Source organism: Pseudomonas oplopanacis (assembly GCF_057128725.1).
In genome coordinates this window covers 168,176-188,149 of sequence record NZ_JBSKHV010000011.1, presented here as the reverse complement: position 1 = coordinate 188,149, position 19,974 = coordinate 168,176, and the positions used below count along the sequence as shown (strand labels likewise).

Genomic DNA, 19,974 nt, shown 5'->3' with positions numbered 1-19,974 from the left:
AGAGAGTCGCTCTTAAAGCCCTGCCAACCTTGGTTTACAGGGCCGGTTCGCGGCGACTTGAAATCAGTGTGCCGCCCACTCGATTTTCGAAATGTCGACACCGTCTTTGTACATGTCCCACAGCGGCGACAGAGTGCGCAGCTTGGTAACGGCCTCGCAGACTTTCTGCGCGGCGTAGTCGATTTCTTCTTCGGTGGTGAAACGGCCGAAGGTGAAGCGAATCGAGCTGTGTGCCAGTTCGTCGTTGCGGCCCAGGGCACGCAGTACGTACGAAGGCTCAAGGGACGCCGAGGTGCAGGCAGAACCGGACGAAACGGCCAGGTCCTTGAGCGCCATGATCAGCGACTCGCCTTCGACGTAGTTGAAGCTCAGGTTCAGGTTGTGCGGTACGCGAGCGGTCATGCTGCCGTTGATGTACAGCTCTTCCAGGCCTTCGACCTGTTTGAAGAAGCGGTCGCTCAGGGCTTTGATGCGCACGTTTTCGGCAGCCATGTCTTCCTTGGCTACGCGGAACGCTTCACCCATGCCGACGATCTGGTGGGTCGCCAGGGTGCCGGAACGCATGCCACGCTCGTGACCGCCGCCGTGCATGGTCGCTTCGATGCGAACACGCGGCTTGCGGCTGACGTACAGCGCGCCGATGCCTTTAGGGCCGTAGGTTTTGTGGGCAGAGAACGACATCAGGTCGACTTTCAGCTTCGACAGGTCGATGTCGACCTTGCCGGTGGACTGAGCCGCGTCGACGTGGAACAGGATGCCCTTGGAGCGGAGCAGTTCGCCGATGGCTTCGATGTCGTTGATGGTGCCGATTTCGTTGTTCACGTGCATGACCGAGACCAGGATGGTGTCGTCACGCAGTGCAGCTTCAATCATGGCCGGCGTTACCAGGCCATCGGTCTGAGGCTCGAGGTAGGTCACTTCGAAGCCTTCACGCTCCAGTTGGCGCATGGTGTCGAGGACAGCCTTGTGCTCAATCTTGGTGGTGATGAGGTGCTTGCCTTTGGTCGCATAGAAATGCGCCGCGCCCTTGATTGCCAGGTTGTCGGACTCGGTGGCACCGGAGGTCCAGACGATTTCACGCGGATCGGCGTTGACCAGGTCTGCGACCTGACGACGGGCGTTTTCGACGGACTCTTCAGCTTTCCAGCCGAACACGTGGGAACGGGACGCCGGGTTACCGAAGTTTCCGTCGACCAGCAGGCATTCACTCATTTTTTGCGCAACACGCGGATCAACCGGGGTGGTCGCAGAGTAATCAAGGTAAATCGGCAATTTCATGGACTATCTCCTAAATCAGGCTGGCTGGCGTGCCGTTAGCTCTTTGGCTGTCATTCGACGGCGGACGCTTCAATCTTGTCCAGGCGTGGCGCCTTGCTGTTGCAACGGCGCTGGTCCTGACGCTGGGCTATGTCTTGTACCTCACGGCGAGTCACAAGGTCAGCCAAGCTGATACCGCTCAGAAATTCGTGAATCTGCAGGCTCAGGTCGCACCACAAGTGGTGAGTCAGGCAGGTATCGCCTGAATGGCAATCGCCTTGGCCCTGGCATTTGGTGGCATCCACCGATTCGTTCACCGCATCGATCACCTGGGCGACCTGGATGCCCTGCATCTCGCGGGACAGTTGGTAGCCGCCGCCCGGACCGCGGACGCTGGACACCAGATTGCTGCGGCGCAATTTGGCGAAAAGCTGTTCGAGGTAGGACAGGGAGATGCCTTGGCGCTCGGAGATATCGGCCAGGGACACCGGCCCGTGCTGCGCGTGCAACGCCAGATCGAGCATGGCGGTCACGGCGTATCGGCCTTTTGTAGTCAGTCGCATGGACAATTACCACGGAGTTCGGAATGGGGCGAGTATGCAATTCCCGAGTATTTAAGTCAACTATAAGACCTAGTACTTTAGTCAGGTTTACCCGCAAAAGAGCGGCCGCATCATAGCAAAGGCTGGAGGGTTACAGCCAGTCATTGCGCGTTATCGTTCTTCGCGAGCAGGCTCGCTCCCACAGGGGAATACATTTCAATTGTGGGAGCGACCCGGTCTAGCTGGCCTGACTCTGATCCTTGTCCTTCACGCAGGCGAAGTCTTCTTCGCGCAGCTCAGGCAGATCCTTGGCACAGTAGTTACTGCCCAGATCCTTCAGTGCGCCGCACATCCCCTCCAGGCGACCATCGACCGCCTGCAAGTGATCCAGCAACTGACCAATGGCACGGGCTACCGGGTCCGGCATGTCTTCACCGACACCGTAGGCATCGAAGCCGATCTTCTCGGCCATGGCCTTGCGCTTGGCATCCTGCTCGTCATCGGACTTGACGATGATCCGCCCTGGAATACCGACAACGGTCGCGCCGGCAGGCACCGCTTTGGTCACCACGGCGTTAGAACCGACCTTGGCACCCGCACCAACGGTAAACGGGCCAAGCACCTTGGCGCCCGCCCCCACCACCACGCCATCTTCAAGGGTCGGGTGACGCTTGCCCTTGTTCCAGCTAGTTCCGCCCAGCGTCACGCCTTGATAAAGGGTGACGTCATTGCCGATCTCGGCGGTTTCACCAATAACGATGCCCATGCCATGGTCAATAAAGAAGCGACGACCGACCTTGGCGCCCGGATGGATCTCAATCCCGGTCAGCCAGCGACCGAAGTTCGAGACCAGTCGCGCCAGCCATTTCAGCTCTGCGCGCCACAACGCCGACGACAGACGATGAATCCAGATGGCATGCATGCCCGGGTAGCACGTCAGAACTTCAAAAGCGTTACGCGCCGCCGGGTCTCGATGGAATACGCTTTGGATATCTTCACGCAAACGCTCAAACATCATTAATCCTTCCGCTTTAGAAGCTCGCCACGGGCCGCTTTTTGGGTTTCCGTGAGGATGCCACGCAATATGTTCATTTCCGCCCGGCTGACCGAGCTACGTCCGTACAACCGACGCAGGCGCGCCATCAAGTGCCGTGGCTTTTCCGGATCAAGGAATTCGATGGCCACCAGGGTTTGTTCCAGGTGTTCATAGAATCGCTCCAGCTCATCCATGGTCGCCAGCTCACCACTTTTGGTGGACGCCACTTCATCCTTCTCGACCTTGCTCGGCCGCCCTTGGGCCGCGAGCCAGGACATGCGCACTTCATAGCCCAACACCTGCACCGCCGCCCCAAGGTTCAGCGAACTGAACTCGGGGTCTGATGGAATGTGCACGTGATAATGACATCGCTGCAGCTCTTCATTGGTCAGGCCGGAATCTTCACGACCAAAGACCAAGGCAATCTCGGCACCCTGCCCGGCTTCTTCCACCACTTTCACACCGCATTCGCGAGGATCGAGCAGCGGCCAGGGAATGCGCCGGTCGCGAGCGCTGGTGCCGAGCACCAGGTTGCAGCCGACCAAGGCATCTTCCAAAGTGGCGACGACTTGCGCGTTTTCAAGGATATCGCCGGCACCGGAAGCACGGGCGTCGGCTTCGTGATGCGGAAATAGCCGCGGTTCGACCAGCACCAGCCGCGACAGGCCCATGTTCTTCATGGCACGCGCAGCCCCGCCGATGTTGCCGGGATGGCTGGTATTGACCAGGACGACACGAATGTTATGCAGCACGGGAGGCAGTCTCGAACACAGAATTAAGGAGCCGAATCTTACAGTTCCTACTACCGTTAAGCTATGAAAGCGAACACCGACCTTCACCTGTAGAAAAGTTCTGATAGAATGCCCGGCTTTCTTTAACAACCTTAGGTGACACATCCATGCAGCCCATGCTGAATATCGCGCTGCGCGCCGCCCGCAGCGCCAGTGAATTGATTTTCCGCTCCATCGAGCGCCTGGATACCATCAAGGTCGACGAAAAAGACGCCAAGGATTACGTATCCGAGGTGGATCGCGCCGCCGAACAGAAAATCATCGATGCGCTGCGCAAGGCCTACCCGAACCACTCGATCCTGGGTGAAGAAACCGGCATGCACGCCGGCAACGGTATCGAAGGCGAAGAATACCTGTGGATCATCGATCCGCTGGACGGCACCACCAACTTCCTGCGCGGCATTCCTCACTTCGCTGTCAGCATCGCCTGCAAATACCGTGGTCGCCTGGAACACGCTGTTGTTCTGGACCCGGTTCGCCAGGAAGAATTCACCGCCAGCCGTGGTCGCGGCGCTCAACTGAACGGTCGTCGCCTGCGCGTCAGCGGTCGCACCAGCCTGGACGGCGCCCTGCTGGGTACCGGCTTCCCGTTCCGTGACGACCAGATGGACAACCTCGAGAACTACCTGGGCATGTTCCGCGCCCTGGTTGGCCAGACTGCCGGCATCCGTCGCGCTGGCTCGGCGAGCCTGGACCTGGCCTACGTGGCTGCCGGTCGTTTCGACGCGTTCTGGGAGTCGGGCCTGTCCGAGTGGGACATGGCTGCAGGCGCCCTGCTGATCCAGGAAGCCGGCGGTTTGATCAGCGACTTCACCGGTGGTCACGAATTCCTTGAGAAAGGTCACGTCGTTGCCGGTAACACCAAATGCTTCAAGGCAGTTCTGACGGCGATCCAGCCGCACCTGCCAGCCTCGCTGAAACGCTAAGCTTCCAGCGACAGAAAAAGCACCCTTCGGGGTGCTTTTTTTATTCCCGAAATCTACCCCCACAAACACCAAAAATCCCCTGTGGGAGCGAGCTGCTCGCGAAAGCGGTGGACCAGTTTCCATTGATGTGGATGTGAGACCGCCTTCGCGAGCAGGCTCGCACACACTGGATTGGGGGGATTCAGGAATTGTGGGCACAAAAAAAGCACCCCGAAGGGTGCTTCTTTTTAACGCTTGAACCTGAATATTTAACGGTTCTCTTCGTTCTGCGACAGGACCAGCTTGCCTTCCTTGTCGACCGGGATCTGGTTGCCCGGATCACGATCCATCCGCACTTTGCCTTCCTTGCCATCCAGCGAATAACGAACGTCGTAACCTACGACCTTGTCGCTGATGTCATTCACCGTATTGCAGCGAGTTTGAGTCGTGGTGTAGGTGTCACGCTCTTGCATGCCTTCCTGAACCTTGTTGCCTGCATAACCACCGCCGACAGCGCCTGCAACCGTAGCAATCTTCTTGCCGGTGCCGCCGCCGATCTGGTTACCCAGCAAACCACCTGCTAATGCACCGACCACCGTACCGGCAATCTGATGTTGATCCTTGACCGGCGCTTGCCGAGTCACTGCGACATCCTTGCAGACTTCACGTGGCGTCTTGATCTGTGTCTTGACCGGTTCAACGGCTAGTACTTGCGCATACTCAGGGCCGCTTTTTACCAGGCTGTAGGTGGCAACAGCACCCCCGGCAGTTACACCGACAGCACCCAATACCGCACCAACCAGCAACGACTTGTTCACATGAACCTCCTGACCATCACATGCGGGAAGAACCCGCGCTTCTCCCAGCCTTGGAGCATAAAAAAAGGCGCGAGTTCAACTCGCGCCTTTTTTGGCAGACAGCTGGAAAGCGATGGCCGTTATGGACGGTCGTCGACTTCCTTCTCGGTTGCCGCAGGAGGAATCAGATCCTCGCTGTTGAGGTTCAGCCAGATCAGCACCACGTTCGCGATGTAGATCGACGAGTAAGTACCCGCCAGAACACCGACGAACAGCGCAATGGAGAAGCCGAACAGGTTGTCACCACCAAAGAACAGCAGGGCCGCAATCGCCAGCAACGTGGAGATCGAAGTGGCCATGGTCCGCAGCAGGGTTTGCGTGGTCGAGATATTGATGTTCTCGATCAGGCTAGCCTTGCGCAGCACACGGAAGTTCTCACGAACCCGGTCGAATACCACGATGGTGTCGTTGAGCGAGTAACCAATGATCGCCAGCACCGCCGCCAGTACCGTCAGGTCGAAGGTGATCTGGAAGAACGACAGGATACCGATGGTCACGATCACGTCGTGGATCAGCGAAACAATCGCACCGACCGCAAACTTCCACTGAAAGCGGAACGCCAGGTAGATCAGGATGCCGCCCAGCGCCATCAGCATGCCGAGGCCGCCCTGGTCGCGCAGCTCTTCACCTACTTGCGGACCAACGAACTCGACGCGCTTGACCGTCGCCGGGTTGTCGCCGCCGACTTTCAGCAGCGCTTCTGCCACCTGGTGACCCAGTTGCGGATCTTCACCCGGCATACGCACCAGCAAATCGGTAGTTGCACCGAAGCTCTGCACGATTGCTTCGTGATAACCCGATGTCACCAGTTGCTCACGCACCTTGGTGACGTCAGCCGGACGCTCGTAGGTCAGCTCAATGAGCGTACCGCCGGTGAAGTCCAGGCCCCAGTTCATGCCCTTGTGGAAGACGCTGAAAATGGCCAGCGCCGTAAGGAACAATGTGACGCCGAACGCAAAGTTGCGAACGCCCATGAAGTTGATTGTACGTAACATGGCAGCCCCTTAAATCCACAACTTCTTGAAGTCACGACCGCCGAAGATCAGGTTGACCATCGCGCGGGTCACCATGATGGCCGTGAACATCGAGGTAAAGATCCCGAGGGACATGGTCACTGCGAAGCCTTTGACCGGGCCGGTGCCCATCGCAAAGAGAATCCCGCCGACCAACAGTGTTGTCAGGTTGGCGTCGAGAATCGCGGTGAATGCCCGGCCGAAGCCTTCGTTGATTGCCCGTTGTACGGTCATGCCCGCCGCGATCTCTTCACGAATCCGCGAGAAGATCAGAACGTTGGCGTCAACCGCCATACCCATGGTCAATACGATACCGGCGATACCCGGCAGGGTCAGCGTTGCACCCAGCAAAGACATCAAGGCCAGCAGCAGCACCATGTTCACCGCCAGCGCGACGGTGGCGATGATGCCGAAGAAGCGGTAGATGGCGATGATGAACAGCGAGACAAACAGCATGCCCCACAGCGATGCATCGATACCCTTGACGATGTTGTCGGCACCCAGGCTTGGACCAATGGTGCGCTCTTCAGCGAAGTACATCGGTGCAGCCAGACCACCGGCACGCAGCAGCAGCGCCAGTTCGGAAGACTCGCCCTGGCCGTTCAGGCCAGTGATGCGGAACTGAGCACCCAGCGGCGACTGGATGGTCGCCAGGCTGATGATCTTCTTCTCTTCTTTAAACGTCTGGACCGGCACGTCTTTCTCGACGCCGTTGACCATTTGCTTGGTGTAGGTGGTAACAGGGCGTTGCTCGATGAAGATCACCGCCATGCTGCGACCAACGTTGCTGCGAGTCGCACGACTCATCAGCTCGCCACCGTGGCCATCCAGACGGATGTTCACTTCTGGCGTGCCGTGCTCGCCGAAGCCAGCCTTGGCGTCAGTCACCTGGTCACCGGTGATGATCAGGCCACGCTCGATCTGAGCCGGCGGACGCTTGCCTTCACGGAACTCGAAAGTTTCGGAAGTGGCTTTCGAAGCACCTGGCTCAGCCGCCAGACGGAACTCGAGGTTGGCCGTCTTGCCGAGGATACGCTTGGCTTCTGCGGTGTCCTGAACGCCCGGCAATTCAACCACAATGCGGTTGGCACCCTGACGCTGAACGATCGGTTCGGCAACACCCAGCTCGTTGACGCGGTTACGTACCGTGGTCAAGTTCTGCTTGATGGAGTATTCGCGGATTTCCGCCAGCTTGGCTGGGGTCATCGCCAGACGCAGCACCGGTTGACCATTCAGGTCGGCCGGAACAATGTCGAAATCGTTGAAGTTCTTGCGGACCAGCGCGCGGGCCTGTTCGCGGGTTGCTTCATCAGTGAAGCCCAGCTGAATGGCACCGTTGAGTTGCGGCAGGCTGCGATAGCGCAGTTTCTCTTTACGCAACAGGCTCTTTACATCGCCTTCGTACACTTTCAAGCGTGCGTCGAGGGCTTTGTCCATGTCCACTTCCAGCAGGAAGTGCACACCACCGGACAAGTCCAGACCCAGCTTCATCGGGTGCGCGCCAAGGCTGCGCAGCCACTGCGGCGTGGTTTGTGCCAGGTTCAGTGCAACGACGTAGTCATCACCCAACGCCTTGCGCACGACGTCTTTGGCCGGCAGCTGATCTTCAGCCTTGGTCAGACGAATCAGACCGCCCTTGCCATTGGCCGCCAGCGTGGCTGCCTTGACGTTGATCCCGGATTCCTTGAGCGCAGTGCTCACACGATCCAGATCAGCCTGATTGACCAACAGCGCAGTACTTGCACCGCTGACCTGAATGGCCGGGTCATCAGGATATAGATTGGGAGCGGAATAAATCAGACCGACCGCCAGCACCGCCAGGATCAGAATGTATTTCCACAGAGGGTATTTGTTCAGCATCACGCCGCCCGTTTATGACGCGGGGCGCCTTGCGCGCCCCGTCGATTGAATATGAAGTTGAAACTTAGATCGCTTTCAGCGTGCCTTTTGGCAGCGTCGCGGCAATAGCGCCTTTCTGGAACTTCATTTCGACAGTGTCGGAAACTTCCAGAACAACGAAATCGTCTGCCACTTTAGTGATCTTGCCGGCGATACCACCGGTGGTCACAACTTCGTCGCCTTTCTGCAGGCTGCTCAGCAGGTTCTTCTGTTCTTTGGCGCGCTTGGCCTGTGGACGCCAGATCATCAGGTAGAAGATGACCAGGAAACCGACCAGGAAAATCCACTCAAAGCCGCCGCCCATTGGGCCTGCCGCAGGTGCAGCAGCGTCAGCCATGGCATTAGAGATAAAAAAGCTCATTTAGCACTCCAGTTGCAAATGTTGAATCTTGGGGTCAGAAAACTCAGTCCAAAGGCGGAACAGGTAACCCGCGTTTGGCGTAGAAGGCATCGACAAAGGCGGCCAATGTACCCTGTTGAATAGCCTCGCGCAAACCAGCCATAAGCACTTGATAATGACGCAAGTTATGGATGGTATTGAGCATGCTCCCCAGCATTTCGCCGCACTTGTCCAGGTGATGCAGATAAGCACGGGAGAAGTTCTGGCAGGTATAGCAATCGCAGGTCGGATCGAGCGGCGAATCATCATGGCGATGGAACGCGTTACGGATCTTCAGCACGCCGGTATCAATGAACAGATGCCCATTGCGGGCATTACGGGTTGGCATCACGCAATCGAACATGTCCACACCGCGGCGCACACCCTCAACCAGATCTTCAGGTTTGCCAACGCCCATAAGGTAACGAGGTTTGTCAGCCGGCATCTGACCCGGCAGGTAATCCAGCACCTTGATCATTTCATGCTTGGGCTCGCCCACCGACAAACCGCCAATGGCCAGGCCATCAAAGCCGATCTGGTCGAGGCCTTCCAGGGAGCGCATGCGCAAGTCCTGGTGCATGCCGCCCTGAACGATGCCGAACAGCGCCGCCGTGTTGTCGCCATGGGCTTCTTTCGAGCGCTTGGCCCAACGCAACGACAGCTCCATCGACACGCGAGCGACGTCCTCGTCAGCCGGGTACGGGGTGCATTCGTCGAAAATCATCACGATGTCCGAACCCAGGTCACGCTGGACCTGCATCGATTCTTCCGGGCCCATGAACACTTTTGCGCCATCCACCGGGGAGGCGAAGGTCACGCCCTCCTCCTTGATCTTGCGCATGGCGCCCAGGCTGAACACCTGGAAACCACCGGAGTCGGTCAGAATCGGGCCTTTCCACTGCATGAAATCGTGCAGGTCGCCGTGCTTCTTGATCACTTCGGTGCCAGGACGCAGCCACAAGTGGAAGGTGTTGCCCAGAATGATTTCCGCGCCAGTGGCGGTGATATCCCGCGGCAACATGCCCTTGACGGTGCCGTAGGTGCCCACCGGCATGAACGCCGGGGTTTCTACGGTGCCGCGTGGAAAGGTCAAACGACCGCGACGAGCCTTGCCGTCAGTAGCAAGTAACTCAAACGACATACGACTTTGGCGACTCATTCTGTTTCCTCAGGGCCACGTGGTGCGGGGTTACGGGTGATAAACATCGCATCACCGTAGCTGAAAAAGCGGTATCCATGCTCGACGGCCGCTTTATAGGCAGCCATGGCTTCGGGATAACCGGCGAACGCCGAAACCAGCATCAACAGCGTGGATTCAGGCAAATGGAAGTTGGTGACCAGGGCATCGACCACGTGAAACGGTCGGCCCGGGTAGATAAAGATATCGGTGTCGCCACTGAACGGCTTGAGCACGCCATCGCGCGCAGCACTTTCCAGCGAACGCACGCTGGTGGTCCCCACGGCCACCACGCGACCACCGCGAGCACGACACGCCGCCACCGCATCCACCACGTCCTGGCCGACTTCCAGCCATTCGCTGTGCATGTGGTGGTCTTCGATCTTCTCGACGCGCACCGGCTGGAACGTGCCCGCACCGACGTGCAAGGTCACGAACGCGGTCTCGACGCCCTTGGCGGCAATCGCCTCCATCAGCGGCTGATCGAAATGCAGCCCCGCCGTCGGCGCCGCCACCGCGCCCAGGCGCTCGGCGTAAACCGTCTGATAACGCTCACGGTCCGAGCCTTCATCCGGGCGGTCTATATAAGGCGGCAACGGCATGTGCCCGACGCGATCCAGCAGCGGCAACACCTCTTCGGCGAACCCCAACTCGAACAACGCATCGTGACGCGCCAGCATCTCGGCCTCGCCACCGCCATCGATCAGGATCTTCGACCCCGGCTTCGGCGACTTGCTGGAACGCACATGCGCCAGCACGCGATGACTGTCGAGCACGCGCTCCACCAGGATTTCCAGCTTGCCGCCGGAAGCCTTCTGGCCAAACAGCCGCGCCGGAATCACCCGGGTATTGTTGAACACCATCAAATCGCCCGGGCGCAAATGCTCGAGCAAATCAGTGAATTGACGGTGTGCCAGGGCGCCACTGACCCCATCAAGGGTCAACAGGCGACTGTTGCGACGCTCGGCCAAAGGGTGGCGGGCGATCAGCGAATCTGGGAGTTCGAAAGTAAAGTCAGCAACGCGCATGATGGGGTTCGTCTAGCAGGGGCCGGAAGTCTAGCCGAAATAGTGAAAATTCTCTATGTACCTGATTGACCGACGGTAATCTCATCTCTATACTTCGCCGCCATTGAGCCCTGATGGCGGAATTGGTAGACGCGGCGGATTCAAAATCCGTTTTCGAAAGGAGTGGGAGTTCGAGTCTCCCTCGGGGCACCAAAATTAAGAAAGGTCTTGCTTAGCAAGGCCTTTTTTTTCGCCTGCCAAAAAGTGCCTGACACAACGCCGACCTGTAGGAGCCGGCTTGCTGGCGATGCTTTTGATCCTCTCGTTCTCGTTTGGTACGACAATTCTCAAGGATTCATCCCATGGAACTGCTGCTGGAAACTGTTGCTCTGTTCTGCCTCAAGCTGGCTTATGAGACGGAGGATTCGAGTCCGATTCTTCGGGATGATTTGGTGATGAGTGAGTATGAGCGGGAGGTTTTTGGGTTGTTGGTAAGGCGGGGGGATGTTGAGGGGATTCAGTTGAAAGTGGATGAGTGTGTGGGGTTGGCGTTGGAAGCCATTGGTGGTGTGGATAAGCCGTTGGGGCGGGAGTTGCAGAGATTAGGGGCTGAACTTGCCAGTATTCAGAAGATGGAGCAGCTTGATGCCCCCCTCATCGCGCTCAAAGATTATCTGAAAGACATTCAATGAATGAAAACGGACGGATTAAAAAGCAATAATAAATCTGCCCTCTTTTCTGTCCTTTTCTGCCCAAGATAAGTGTTATGTTATACCACTTACGGCAAATGGTAGCATTGACTTACAAGCTCGCAACCTATACTACCTTTAGAGTGGCAATCGGCCACCCAATGGATTAGGTGAGGAAATGGTCGCTACTCAAAGGGAATTTGTTTGTTTGGCAAACTCCAAGAAACACGGCGAAAGATGCATCGCGGGAAAGCTCGTTGGCGAGGCACAGAATGGCGTTTGGTACAGACCCGTAAGTAACAGGGGCAGTCGGGGGATCTCAGAGAATGAGGCGAGCTACCAGGCCGGGGGATCGGTGAAAGCATTAGATATCATTTCCATCTGGGATACTGCGAAGCACCAGCACGTATTTCAGCAGGAAAACTACATCATCGATGCAGCTCAAAAGTGGGTTAAAAACGGCGAGTTTATTCACGCTAATCTCAGCCAGCTGATAGATACACCTGAAAGCCTTTGGGAATCTAATTACAGCAGCACTTCGGGCCTTAATGACCGCGTACCCGAGCGGTTACTGACGCAAGCGAGATCAACACTTTATCTGATCAGACCTGATGGAAATGTATCAATCAAGGTCGATGCCGAAGGCAAGCAGTGGAATAATCACAAAATCAGTGTTCGAGCAACTTTCGCTTATAGAGGTGTAAATTACGCCCTAAGCTTGACAGACATTCCGGCAGAGGCCCACTTCCTAAACAAGGGAGTTGGAACCTATGTATTAAATAACATCAGCTGCCTAACGATCAGCTTGAGCGAGATACATACAAACGTACCAAATTACGTACCGGGCCAAGGCTATGGGTACAAAGTGATTGCAGGTATCTTTTAAGGTTACTATGAAAATTTATACTATAGGGTTTACGGAAAAAAAAGCTGAAAGATTTTTCAGCCTAATCAAGATTAGTGGAACGAAACGAATAGTAGATGTAAGACTTAATAATATATCGCAACTCGCAGGATTTTCAAAAAAGGAAGACCTAAAGTATTTTCTTAAAGAACTTTGTAATGTCGATTATTTGCACCTTCCAGATTTAGCACCAACAAAAGAAATTTTGTCTCCATATCAGAAAAAGGACATCACCTGGCAGCAGTACGAGGAAAAATATCTCAACCTGATGTCAAAGCGAAATATTGAGAAACACGTATCCAAAGATGTCATTGACGAAGGATGTTTGCTTTGTAGCGAGCATCAACCTCATCAATGTCATAGACGTTTGGTCGTAGATTATCTAAAATCGGCATGGAATGAATCTGACGCAGTCGTTAAACATTTGATATGAAAACAGAAGCAAAAGTTTTAATAGCATACCCAATTGACTTTCTATCTTTTGAAAAATTCGAGAGAAAAGTCAAAAAAATAATTAGCTCACTTGAAAAAGCAGAGTTGATTTACTTTGCCGACGACAATAACTTTATCAAAAAATATGCTGAAGCCAACGAACTGGCTTCAACTAAGTATGAAAAAGAAACCGACACTGTTCTCGATGCGACACATGCGTTTATTTTTCAAGACGAGGAGAGAAACTGCTTTTTCAATCTTTTTCTTGAGCTTCGTAAAAAAAACACCCCTATTCGAATCACAAACCTTAAACTGACGAAGGTTTCCAATCGAGATAATGGCGAAAAATATGATGTTTATATTGGCAGGGGGACACTCTGGGGAAACCCCTACCAGATGGGCAAAGAAGGCACCCGAGAAGAAGTTATCGAAAAATTTGCTTATGACTTTAAAAGACGCTTCCTAAAACTCCCGGATAAGTTTGATGAAAATATTGAAAAACTCAGAGGAAAGACGCTAGGTTGTCACTGTAAACCTGCTGCATGCCACGGTGATGTAATTGCAAATTACCTGAATGCACAAGACGATGGTGAATAATGAGAAAAACACCATTTCAAAAAAATGGACTATTCAAGCGTATCTATTGCTACAGAAAATGTAGTATTTCACCATTGGTTTTTTACCACTATAACGATCAGGATCGATGCGTTTACTCCCGCTCCTCCTAGCTACCTCCCTCTCTTTCCGTAGCCAAATGTAGCCACGCTGCTTAAGAGTGCCACATCAAACCAATAACAAAAAAATGTTATCGATATCTCCCTCCTTGCTGCAAACAATAATCGACGACATGATCAAACCATGATTCATACCAATACCAAGTATTCGCTACTTTGGTGCCAAAGCCTAGACCTGGCCTTTTAGCATCCAACTCCTTCCAGAGAACCGTATGGTGGGTCATCGTAAAATTTTCGTATCCAGCTTCTTTTATCTTTTGCACAATTTCCGAAGGAAGGCATTTAGGTCGTTCAGTCTCTTTAATTACTGTGTACTGTGCATTGATACCTTTCGCAAGCTCCGAATCCGACTTAATAAACTCAATAACCTGGTCGGCTTGTCCTTTTCGATTCGCCGTTTTAGGAATGAAAAACACCCTGTACGAAAATCTAGGGTCGTTAAACTCCTCATCACTTAAATCCATATCGAAGGCAGTTATATAAGCTCTTATATTTTCAGGCAACCCCTCTGTCTTAGAAAGCATGTCAACCTGCTCTTTATTAAGGGATGAAAACTGCAAACTGAATGAAAGATGCTTATCGATACCAAATTCCAGCCCAAACAATTCTTTTATAAGCTCATTATAGTTAAGACAGCACGCTTGAAAGCGCGCACTCAGAAGCTGATCTATCCTTGTCGTCATCTGATGTTCGATTTCGTGCCTTAGCCCAATTAAAAACTTTAAATTTTTTGCTGCGCTTGCAGACACCGGGGAGTTTTCGTCATTAAGGCATCGCTCCAACTCCCAATGTTTCATAGCGCCTTTAGCTGTTTTATCGAACTTCTTGCGGGCACCCACCATTTTGTAGTAACGATATTCTATTTGTTTTTTTCGATAATAAGCATGCAACAGATATGTCCATGAAATCATCATCAGCACGATAAATATCTCAGACTTGAAGGTTAACGCTGGATTATTAAATATTTGTACTGATGCCAGCGCAGCCTCTCGAGATTTCTTAATCAGCTCACTCGATATAGAACCTACAGCTCGAATACGTTTCTTCTGAGAGGTCATATCCATCATCCGTTGACAGCACCTAAACAGCATAGCTTCAGTATCAGGAATAAAAATAGGACATCTCACACTTTCTCATCTCTTGTGGTTTCGGAACAAAGCTTTCGAGGTTGCAGGAAAGGAGCCTCCACGATACCCTCCCACCGTCGCTGCCAATTCAGCGACCGGGTGTGGAAACCCGTGTAATTCAAGGCGCAACAGCGCCCCCATCACGTCTGCCGGCGCTTTTTTTGTGTCTGCGGCGTGAGTTATGGCGGCTGTGCGTGGGACGTCTTCGGGCGTGCCGGTTTCCTTGATTCCCGGTTTTCCACCCTGCGCACAGCTGTCACCCATTCGTGTGGAAACGGATATGGCAGCTCCATATATCAAGGAGTCTGATAATGCGCAGCATCAATCCGTACAAAATTTGGCTTTTCCCTCATCGCGACTCCCAGTTGCGTAACACCCCACGCGCCACCCTCTCCCACCGCCTCTCCGTCCTCGGAGGTGCCCAATGACCGATCAATCAGAGCTGAAAACCATCGGCCTAACACCTGCCATTTACTGCGCAGATCAACCACTCTTCCACGTCACTCGCGGCGTCCCTCTCGGCGATGCATTGGCCATGGCTTCTGACTTTCTGTTTCTCGCCAAGAAGCTGAATGAAGATGCGGCGTACGCCACAGACACCGACCGCCATGCCTGGGCTGCGCATTATTTGACGGCGATGAGTAAGGCGGTGGTTGATGATGCGGTGAAGGTGCTTGGGCGGGGTCGCAGTTCTGCGGCGACACCTGAGCGGACGGCGACGACTGAAGAGTAGCGGCTGAAAAATAGGGAGCGAACTGCTTGTGATGACGGTGGTCGGTTCAGCATTGATGTTGGCTGAACCGGCGCTTTCGCGAGCAGGCTCGCTCCCGCAGAAGGACCGCGTGATTGCGTCCATGATTATTGGCTTACTACTTGATACGTACGAAGCACGCAGCGGATCTTGCGTACTTTGCAGAGTCTGAAACTTCAGGTTACCGAGTCAAATTGACTGGGAAGCGAGCTGACCGACAATCTCCTGTCTCGAGACGACGTCACACAGGGATTGTCATGACCATGGACACACGGAAAAAACATCCTTTCGACGACATTTGGCGCCGAAAACGTCCGAACGGTGGCGCCTCGTGGGCCGGCTGGAATCCGCCCCCGAAGCCCGAGCCGGAATATATCCCCAAAGATGAATGGCCAATTCCCAAGGAGCGTACAGACCCGGTTTTTGCCAAGTGCTGCACACCTGAACACTGGGGGAGTACTCACGCTGGTAGCAACACCATGCCCGCCTCGGACTTTGGCAAGGTCATCCTGGCTGGGTCGACGCTTGTCCCGTCGGCGGCAGAGGCTGCCGGACTCGCTCTAGGCTTCGACGCTGTACTGGGGCGCGTAGCGGGTGGCGGCATCATGCAAAAAGGATTCACCTGGGCATTGCGTGGAAATCCTGCCGGCGTGTTTGTACTGGGCATGCTCCCGACCAAAATGGACGACGGCACGCTCTATACCGACGATCAGCTACGCAGCATGACCCGTGCTCCGACCCGCATGCGCTTTCAGTTGGGAGAGTTCAACCCTGACACGGGCGAACGAGCAAAGGACGCCGAGTTAGGCCGAACCACGCCAAAGTAACTTTGATAGGAGTCAGAAAAATGCTGCATGAGATTCTTGCATTCGACAAGGGAACTGAGGAGCTGGCGTTCAGCATTGAAATCCCTGCCAACCAGTTCGATCAATTGGCAGAGCTTATGGCGTGGAGTGAGCCGGAAGACGCCATTTATGAATACGACTTAACGCCAGATCAGATAAGGCGCCTTGAAAGTATGACTGGAAAAACCTTCAGCAGTCCGGATTACATCTTTCAACTGTCCTGTAGTGCCTGATGGAGTTTGTCGGCGCGTCCATTCAGCGGCCATCTGGATAAGTCCGATTTGAAATAAGAGTTGCAGCCTCTTCACACCTACTGACACTGGCAGGGGTATGGTTGAAGTGAGGATGGACCTGCCACTTTTCTATTACCCCAGCTGACAACAACGAAAGACTTTTTCAGCATCACAAGGACGTATCAATGCGGCAAATCGCCCTCAGCAACAAGCCACTCAGAGGCATCCCCCGCCGCCTTCGCGCCCTGGAGCGCTGGGCCTCCAGTTTTCGCGACGAGTTTTACCCGCGATCCGCGCAAATGGAGCGCTACACACACTGGAAGATCCCGGTGCATGAGGCCCTGGTGGAAGGTCCTCACGCCGCGATCGAAGTTCAGGCCTTCTGCATTCAGCAACTGCTCGAAGCCGCTAGTCACCTGTCCAACGCTGCTGACCACTCTCAAGGTTACTACCGCGTTGCTTGCCTGCTGACGTGGCCATGGGTTCATCAGAGCGAGGTCACCATCTTCTATGACCGTGACTATTATCTGGGTTTTCTCGGTGAAACTAACGCGCTCATGCCAGAGCGGATCAGTCGTGATCTTGCGTTGCACACACCCGCTAATTTCGTCGAGCACGGGCATGACGTGACTCAACCTGACGATGAGGTCGCAGTACAGTGGTGGTGCATTGGGGAACCGGCCTGACGGCTTTGGCGAGCACCTCGAACGCTGGTACTCCAAGTAAAACAAGCTGGATCTGAAAAGGCCCTGACGGGCCCTTTTTGGGGATGACGCTAAACTCAAAAGCAAAACAAACTTCGCTGTCAACTCACAGCCTGCTGACAATCTCCTTCCAGATGTACCTGTAGTTATATTCCAACCAACGCACAAGGAGCTTGTCGAACTGCCTACGAAACCAACTGTTATTCCGGGCGACGCGCCTTTCTTCAATCATGGCATTGAGGGAGTCGGGATCGAAGCCTGTCCATACCGTTGGAAGGGCCGCCGCAATATTGGTAAAGCACACAGGCGCGACTTCGGAATATAGGATCTCGTAGAGGGTTTTAAGATCAACTCCTTTCACTTGGCTGGCTATGTAATCGTAATCAACCGGGAAATCATTGAACGGATCCGAGAGCGCGACCCTAATCTTTGTCAACTCAGATTGACTCAAAGAATATCCCAATGTGAAAACTCCTCTAATTCCTCATCAAGCGAGTCTGCTACCGTTCCGCCTGCGACGCCCCCAACAACAGTTCCTAGAAATACAACGGCAAATGCACAGATCGGAGCTCCTGGCCCACAGAGAGCGCTGACTCCAAGCCCTGCCAGAATACCGCCCGCCGCGCCGCCGCCCACGATGAGCCCTTGACGCGCCGTTTCCTTTTGTTTGTTTTCAGCATTCAGAATTTGATAAGTCGCGATAGCAGCAGTAACCAAAATGCCAAGCTTGCCCATTAGCTGCATTTTTTTTGTGCCATTTGTGAACTTGGAATTGTCCCGCCCTGCTGCCTCCAAAATTGTGTAATGAACCTTGCTCTGCTCCGTCGGTGAAAGGCTGTCGTAACTCTTCTTGAACAGCTCCTTGGAGTAACGATCAAAAAGCGTTTGAAGCGTTCTGCCATCGGCCTTCTTTTTTTGCACGACAGCCAAGCCCTGCGCAGAGGTAACCTTGCGGTGCTCCATCAAGATCTTGTTTCGCATTTCATGACTGAACTGTACGCCCTCTCCCGCGGTGACCTTCCCAGCCTTCACATCGGCCAACGTCTGCTGTGACATACGTTTTATGTTTTTCAGGTAGCTCGCCCGGACCTTTTCGTCAGAGACCGCGTCCAGAGAGAACCTAAGTGCAGTTCCCTCCATCAGTTCTAACGCCCTCTCGAGCGGAGAATCTTGTAAGGCGTGTTCACGCTGAACGACATAGCTGCCGGTGACGAGATATGGTTCTGTCATAGGATGTTCCTTATCCTAATATTCTATTCAAAAAGCTTTCTGTGAGAGACGACGTACCGGCTGGAGCTTCATCATCAAATTTGAGCATCACGCAGGTCTTACCGGACGGATTCGTAAACTTAACGGCATTGTCTTTATTGAACACCCCTGGCAGTGACGACCCATCCTCGAAATGAGCGGTGCACGATAAGCCTTCATAGCTTTCGTCAGCTGGAATTCTGAAGCCGATCCAGCTTGCGAAACCCATTAACAGCGCAGGAGGAACAAATTCGCAGGGTGTGTGGGTATCGCCAATTATTACCGTACCCGAACCACCAATCACTATGCCGCCGTGGGTACCTCCGGTATCGATGGTCGCTGCATTCTTGCCGTTAATGAACACGGTCGCAGACAGTCCTGAAGAGAGCGCACTACCGCAAGTGCAGGTGTCGCCCTGACGCGCTGCGGGAAGGCCGTCGAAGAATACGTCGGGAGATCCTGATGCAATCGGGTTGGTGCCGTGCCCCGGTAAAGGACAACGGTATAAATCGCTTTTACGCGCTGCTGGCTTAGCCACTTTGACCTCCTGTCAAAAATCCTTGCGAGCGTCATAACCTACCCGAAACAAAGGGGACGGACCACATTACTTCACAACGTAATTTGTGGTCGATGTGTTCGAAGGTTGCGAGAAAAGGGCCTCCACGATACCCTCCTACCGTCGCTGCAAATTCAGCGGCCGGGCTTGGTAACCCGAGGTAAATCACTGCGCAACAGTGCCATGCGTTCGCAGGCGCTTTTTTTTCGCCTGCGGTCTGCGTTATGGCGGCTGTGCGTGGGACGTCTTCGGACGTGCCGGTTTCCTTGATTTCCCGGTTTACCAACCTGCGCACAGCTGCCACCCATTCGCTTGGTAACGAATTGTGGCGGCTCTTAAAAATTAAGGAGCTTCACAATGCGCTGTATGGATACGTACAAAATCTGGCTTTTCCCTCAACGCGACTCTCTGTTGCGTAACGCCCCACCATCCACCCTCTCCCACCGCCTCTCCGTGATCGGAGGTGGCCAATGACCGATCCATCAGAGCTGAAAACCATCGGCCTAACACCTGCCATTTACTGCGCAGACCAACCACTCTTCCACGTTACTCGTGGCGTTCCCCTAGGCGATGCATTAGCCATGGCTTCTGACTTTCTGTTTCTTGCCAAAAAGCTGAACGAAGATGCGGCGTACGCCACGGACACCGACCGCCACGCCTGGGCTGCGCATTATTTGACGGCGATGAGCAAGGCGGTGGTTGATGATGCGGTGAAGGTGCTTGGGCGGGGTCGGGGTTCTGCGGCGGCGGCTGAGCGGGCGGCGGATTCGTCTGAGGGGTAGTGGTTGGAAAATGGGGAGTGGGCTGCTTGATGGCGGCGGTAGGTTCAGCATTGATGTTGGCTGGTCTGGCGCTTTCGCGAGCAGGCTCGCTCCCACATTGGGTGTG

At 54.4% G+C, this 19,974-nt stretch carries 24 protein-coding genes and 1 tRNA gene; 11 read left to right on the top strand and 14 right to left on the bottom strand.

The window, feature by feature from the left end; translation table 11 throughout:
* Positions 1–63: 63 nt before the first annotated feature.
* The 4 genes from ACWKV5_RS21470 to trmJ all read right to left on the bottom strand — a co-directional run bounded on the left by ACWKV5_RS21470 (position 64) and on the right by trmJ (position 3,587).
* Entirely contained in the window at positions 64–1,278 is a 1,215-nt protein-coding gene (locus ACWKV5_RS21470) for an IscS subfamily cysteine desulfurase (protein ID WP_007948176.1), read from the bottom strand.
* A gap of 50 nt (positions 1,279–1,328) precedes the next feature.
* Positions 1,329–1,820 carry a Fe-S cluster assembly transcriptional regulator IscR gene (gene iscR, locus ACWKV5_RS21465; protein WP_027922748.1) on the bottom strand — a complete coding sequence of 164 codons (492 nt, stop codon included), beginning with the start codon at positions 1,818–1,820 and terminating at the stop codon, positions 1,329–1,331.
* A gap of 217 nt (positions 1,821–2,037) precedes the next feature.
* Positions 2,038–2,814 carry a serine O-acetyltransferase gene (gene cysE, locus ACWKV5_RS21460; protein WP_483842896.1) on the bottom strand — a complete coding sequence of 259 codons (777 nt, stop codon included), beginning with the start codon at positions 2,812–2,814 and terminating at the stop codon, positions 2,038–2,040.
* Between the two features lie 2 nt (positions 2,815–2,816).
* Positions 2,817–3,587, bottom strand: a complete 771-nt coding sequence (gene trmJ, locus ACWKV5_RS21455) for a tRNA (cytosine(32)/uridine(32)-2'-O)-methyltransferase TrmJ (protein WP_483842895.1) — start codon at positions 3,585–3,587, stop codon at positions 2,817–2,819.
* Between the two features lie 146 nt (positions 3,588–3,733).
* Between trmJ and suhB the strand changes: the two genes are divergently transcribed.
* A complete protein-coding gene (suhB, locus tag ACWKV5_RS21450; protein WP_483842894.1) occupies positions 3,734–4,552 on the top strand; it encodes a type III secretion system regulator SuhB in 819 nt (272 codons plus the stop codon).
* A 248-nt stretch (positions 4,553–4,800) separates the two neighbouring features.
* Here suhB and ACWKV5_RS21445 read toward each other — a convergent pair whose 3' ends face one another.
* The 6 genes from ACWKV5_RS21445 to queA form a co-directional block, all read right to left on the bottom strand.
* Entirely contained in the window at positions 4,801–5,349 is a 549-nt protein-coding gene (locus ACWKV5_RS21445) for a glycine zipper 2TM domain-containing protein (RefSeq protein WP_027922743.1), read from the bottom strand.
* Positions 5,350–5,468: 119 nt separating this feature from the next.
* A complete protein-coding gene (secF, locus tag ACWKV5_RS21440; RefSeq protein ID WP_123435029.1) occupies positions 5,469–6,383 on the bottom strand; it encodes a protein translocase subunit SecF in 915 nt (304 codons plus the stop codon).
* Positions 6,384–6,392: 9 nt separating this feature from the next.
* Positions 6,393–8,261, bottom strand: a complete 1,869-nt coding sequence (gene secD, locus ACWKV5_RS21435; protein ID WP_483842893.1) for a protein translocase subunit SecD — start codon at positions 8,259–8,261, stop codon at positions 6,393–6,395.
* A 64-nt stretch (positions 8,262–8,325) separates the two neighbouring features.
* Positions 8,326–8,661 (bottom strand): preprotein translocase subunit YajC, encoded by a 336-nt coding sequence (gene yajC / locus ACWKV5_RS21430; protein WP_007982729.1) that lies wholly within the window; start codon positions 8,659–8,661, stop codon positions 8,326–8,328.
* A gap of 43 nt (positions 8,662–8,704) precedes the next feature.
* Complete coding sequence (tgt, locus tag ACWKV5_RS21425) at positions 8,705–9,820, bottom strand: tRNA guanosine(34) transglycosylase Tgt (protein ID WP_128870527.1); 1,116 nt, start codon at positions 9,818–9,820, stop codon at positions 8,705–8,707.
* Positions 9,821–9,834: 14 nt separating this feature from the next.
* Positions 9,835–10,884, bottom strand: a complete 1,050-nt coding sequence (gene queA / locus ACWKV5_RS21420; protein WP_027922739.1) for a tRNA preQ1(34) S-adenosylmethionine ribosyltransferase-isomerase QueA — start codon at positions 10,882–10,884, stop codon at positions 9,835–9,837.
* A gap of 107 nt (positions 10,885–10,991) precedes the next feature.
* Here queA and ACWKV5_RS21415 point away from each other — a divergent pair.
* From ACWKV5_RS21415 to ACWKV5_RS21395, 5 genes are all read left to right on the top strand, one after another.
* A tRNA-Leu gene (locus tag ACWKV5_RS21415) sits at positions 10,992–11,076 on the top strand.
* Positions 11,077–11,225: 149 nt separating this feature from the next.
* Entirely contained in the window at positions 11,226–11,555 is a 330-nt protein-coding gene (locus ACWKV5_RS21410; RefSeq protein ID WP_483842892.1) for a hypothetical protein, read from the top strand.
* Between the two features lie 175 nt (positions 11,556–11,730).
* A complete protein-coding gene (locus tag ACWKV5_RS21405; protein ID WP_483842891.1) occupies positions 11,731–12,438 on the top strand; it encodes a dual OB domain-containing protein in 708 nt (235 codons plus the stop codon).
* A 7-nt stretch (positions 12,439–12,445) separates the two neighbouring features.
* On the top strand, positions 12,446–12,889 hold the full coding sequence (locus ACWKV5_RS21400) for a DUF488 domain-containing protein (protein WP_483842890.1): 444 nt from the start codon (positions 12,446–12,448) through the stop codon (positions 12,887–12,889).
* Entirely contained in the window at positions 12,886–13,485 is a 600-nt protein-coding gene (locus tag ACWKV5_RS21395; RefSeq protein ID WP_483842889.1) for a DUF4326 domain-containing protein, read from the top strand. Before ACWKV5_RS21400 ends, ACWKV5_RS21395 begins: the two co-directional genes overlap by 4 nt.
* A 208-nt stretch (positions 13,486–13,693) precedes the next feature.
* Here the strand turns inward: ACWKV5_RS21395 and ACWKV5_RS21390 are convergent, their stop codons facing one another.
* Positions 13,694–14,689, bottom strand: a complete 996-nt coding sequence (locus tag ACWKV5_RS21390; protein WP_483842888.1) for a DUF3644 domain-containing protein — start codon at positions 14,687–14,689, stop codon at positions 13,694–13,696.
* A gap of 484 nt (positions 14,690–15,173) precedes the next feature.
* Between ACWKV5_RS21390 and ACWKV5_RS21385 the strand changes: the two genes are divergently transcribed.
* The 4 genes from ACWKV5_RS21385 (at position 15,174) to ACWKV5_RS21370 (ending at position 17,264) form a co-directional block, all read left to right on the top strand.
* A complete protein-coding gene (locus ACWKV5_RS21385) occupies positions 15,174–15,482 on the top strand; it encodes a DUF3077 domain-containing protein (RefSeq protein WP_483842887.1) in 309 nt (102 codons plus the stop codon).
* Between the two features lie 275 nt (positions 15,483–15,757).
* The gene (locus ACWKV5_RS21380) at positions 15,758–16,327 is read left to right on the top strand and encodes a hypothetical protein (protein ID WP_483842886.1); all 570 of its coding nucleotides are present in this window, start codon (positions 15,758–15,760) and stop codon (positions 16,325–16,327) included.
* A 20-nt stretch (positions 16,328–16,347) separates the two neighbouring features.
* Positions 16,348–16,578, top strand: coding sequence for a DUF7683 domain-containing protein (locus ACWKV5_RS21375; protein ID WP_483842885.1), 231 nt, complete (start codon positions 16,348–16,350; stop codon positions 16,576–16,578).
* 185 nt (positions 16,579–16,763) lie between these two features.
* Complete coding sequence (locus ACWKV5_RS21370; protein WP_483842884.1) at positions 16,764–17,264, top strand: DUF3916 domain-containing protein; 501 nt, start codon at positions 16,764–16,766, stop codon at positions 17,262–17,264.
* Positions 17,265–17,388: 124 nt separating this feature from the next.
* Here ACWKV5_RS21370 and ACWKV5_RS21365 read toward each other — a convergent pair whose 3' ends face one another.
* Genes ACWKV5_RS21365 through ACWKV5_RS21355 form a run of 3 tightly spaced genes read right to left on the bottom strand, consistent with a single transcriptional unit; the run spans position 17,389 to position 19,068 of the window.
* The gene (locus tag ACWKV5_RS21365) at positions 17,389–17,745 is read right to left on the bottom strand and encodes a DUF7079 family protein (RefSeq protein WP_483842883.1); all 357 of its coding nucleotides are present in this window, start codon (positions 17,743–17,745) and stop codon (positions 17,389–17,391) included.
* Entirely contained in the window at positions 17,730–18,512 is a 783-nt protein-coding gene (locus ACWKV5_RS21360) for a hypothetical protein (RefSeq protein WP_483842882.1), read from the bottom strand. Before ACWKV5_RS21360 ends, ACWKV5_RS21365 begins: the two co-directional genes overlap by 16 nt.
* A 10-nt stretch (positions 18,513–18,522) precedes the next feature.
* A complete protein-coding gene (locus ACWKV5_RS21355) occupies positions 18,523–19,068 on the bottom strand; it encodes a PAAR domain-containing protein (protein WP_483842881.1) in 546 nt (181 codons plus the stop codon).
* A 488-nt stretch (positions 19,069–19,556) separates the two neighbouring features.
* Between ACWKV5_RS21355 and ACWKV5_RS21350 the strand changes: the two genes are divergently transcribed.
* A complete protein-coding gene (locus ACWKV5_RS21350; RefSeq protein ID WP_483842880.1) occupies positions 19,557–19,868 on the top strand; it encodes a DUF3077 domain-containing protein in 312 nt (103 codons plus the stop codon).
* The last annotated feature ends 106 nt before the right edge of the window (positions 19,869–19,974 follow it).

Bases quoted from the DNA above. Each gene is read 5' to 3' on its own strand.
- ACWKV5_RS21470 (WP_007948176.1), bottom strand. From the start codon at position 1,278: ATGAAATTGCCGATTTACCTTGATTACTCTGCGACCACCCCGGTTGAT.
- iscR (WP_027922748.1), bottom strand. From the start codon at position 1,820: ATGCGACTGACTACAAAAGGCCGATACGCCGTGACCGCCATGCTCGAT.
- cysE (WP_483842896.1), bottom strand. From the start codon at position 2,814: ATGTTTGAGCGTTTGCGTGAAGATATCCAAAGCGTATTCCATCGAGAC.
- suhB (WP_483842894.1), top strand. From the start codon at position 3,734: ATGCAGCCCATGCTGAATATCGCGCTGCGCGCCGCCCGCAGCGCCAGT.
- secF (WP_123435029.1), bottom strand. From the start codon at position 6,383: ATGTTACGTACAATCAACTTCATGGGCGTTCGCAACTTTGCGTTCGGC.
- secD (WP_483842893.1), bottom strand. From the start codon at position 8,261: ATGCTGAACAAATACCCTCTGTGGAAATACATTCTGATCCTGGCGGTG.
- yajC (WP_007982729.1), bottom strand. From the start codon at position 8,661: ATGAGCTTTTTTATCTCTAATGCCATGGCTGACGCTGCTGCACCTGCG.
- tgt (WP_128870527.1), bottom strand. From the start codon at position 9,820: ATGTCGTTTGAGTTACTTGCTACTGACGGCAAGGCTCGTCGCGGTCGT.
- queA (WP_027922739.1), bottom strand. From the start codon at position 10,884: ATGCGCGTTGCTGACTTTACTTTCGAACTCCCAGATTCGCTGATCGCC.
- ACWKV5_RS21410 (WP_483842892.1), top strand. From the start codon at position 11,226: ATGGAACTGCTGCTGGAAACTGTTGCTCTGTTCTGCCTCAAGCTGGCT.
- ACWKV5_RS21405 (WP_483842891.1), top strand. From the start codon at position 11,731: ATGGTCGCTACTCAAAGGGAATTTGTTTGTTTGGCAAACTCCAAGAAA.
- ACWKV5_RS21400 (WP_483842890.1), top strand. From the start codon at position 12,446: ATGAAAATTTATACTATAGGGTTTACGGAAAAAAAAGCTGAAAGATTT.
- ACWKV5_RS21395 (WP_483842889.1), top strand. From the start codon at position 12,886: ATGAAAACAGAAGCAAAAGTTTTAATAGCATACCCAATTGACTTTCTA.
- ACWKV5_RS21390 (WP_483842888.1), bottom strand. From the start codon at position 14,689: ATGATGGATATGACCTCTCAGAAGAAACGTATTCGAGCTGTAGGTTCT.
- ACWKV5_RS21385 (WP_483842887.1), top strand. From the start codon at position 15,174: ATGACCGATCAATCAGAGCTGAAAACCATCGGCCTAACACCTGCCATT.
- ACWKV5_RS21380 (WP_483842886.1), top strand. From the start codon at position 15,758: ATGACCATGGACACACGGAAAAAACATCCTTTCGACGACATTTGGCGC.
- ACWKV5_RS21375 (WP_483842885.1), top strand. From the start codon at position 16,348: ATGCTGCATGAGATTCTTGCATTCGACAAGGGAACTGAGGAGCTGGCG.
- ACWKV5_RS21370 (WP_483842884.1), top strand. From the start codon at position 16,764: ATGCGGCAAATCGCCCTCAGCAACAAGCCACTCAGAGGCATCCCCCGC.
- ACWKV5_RS21360 (WP_483842882.1), bottom strand. From the start codon at position 18,512: ATGACAGAACCATATCTCGTCACCGGCAGCTATGTCGTTCAGCGTGAA.
- ACWKV5_RS21350 (WP_483842880.1), top strand. From the start codon at position 19,557: ATGACCGATCCATCAGAGCTGAAAACCATCGGCCTAACACCTGCCATT.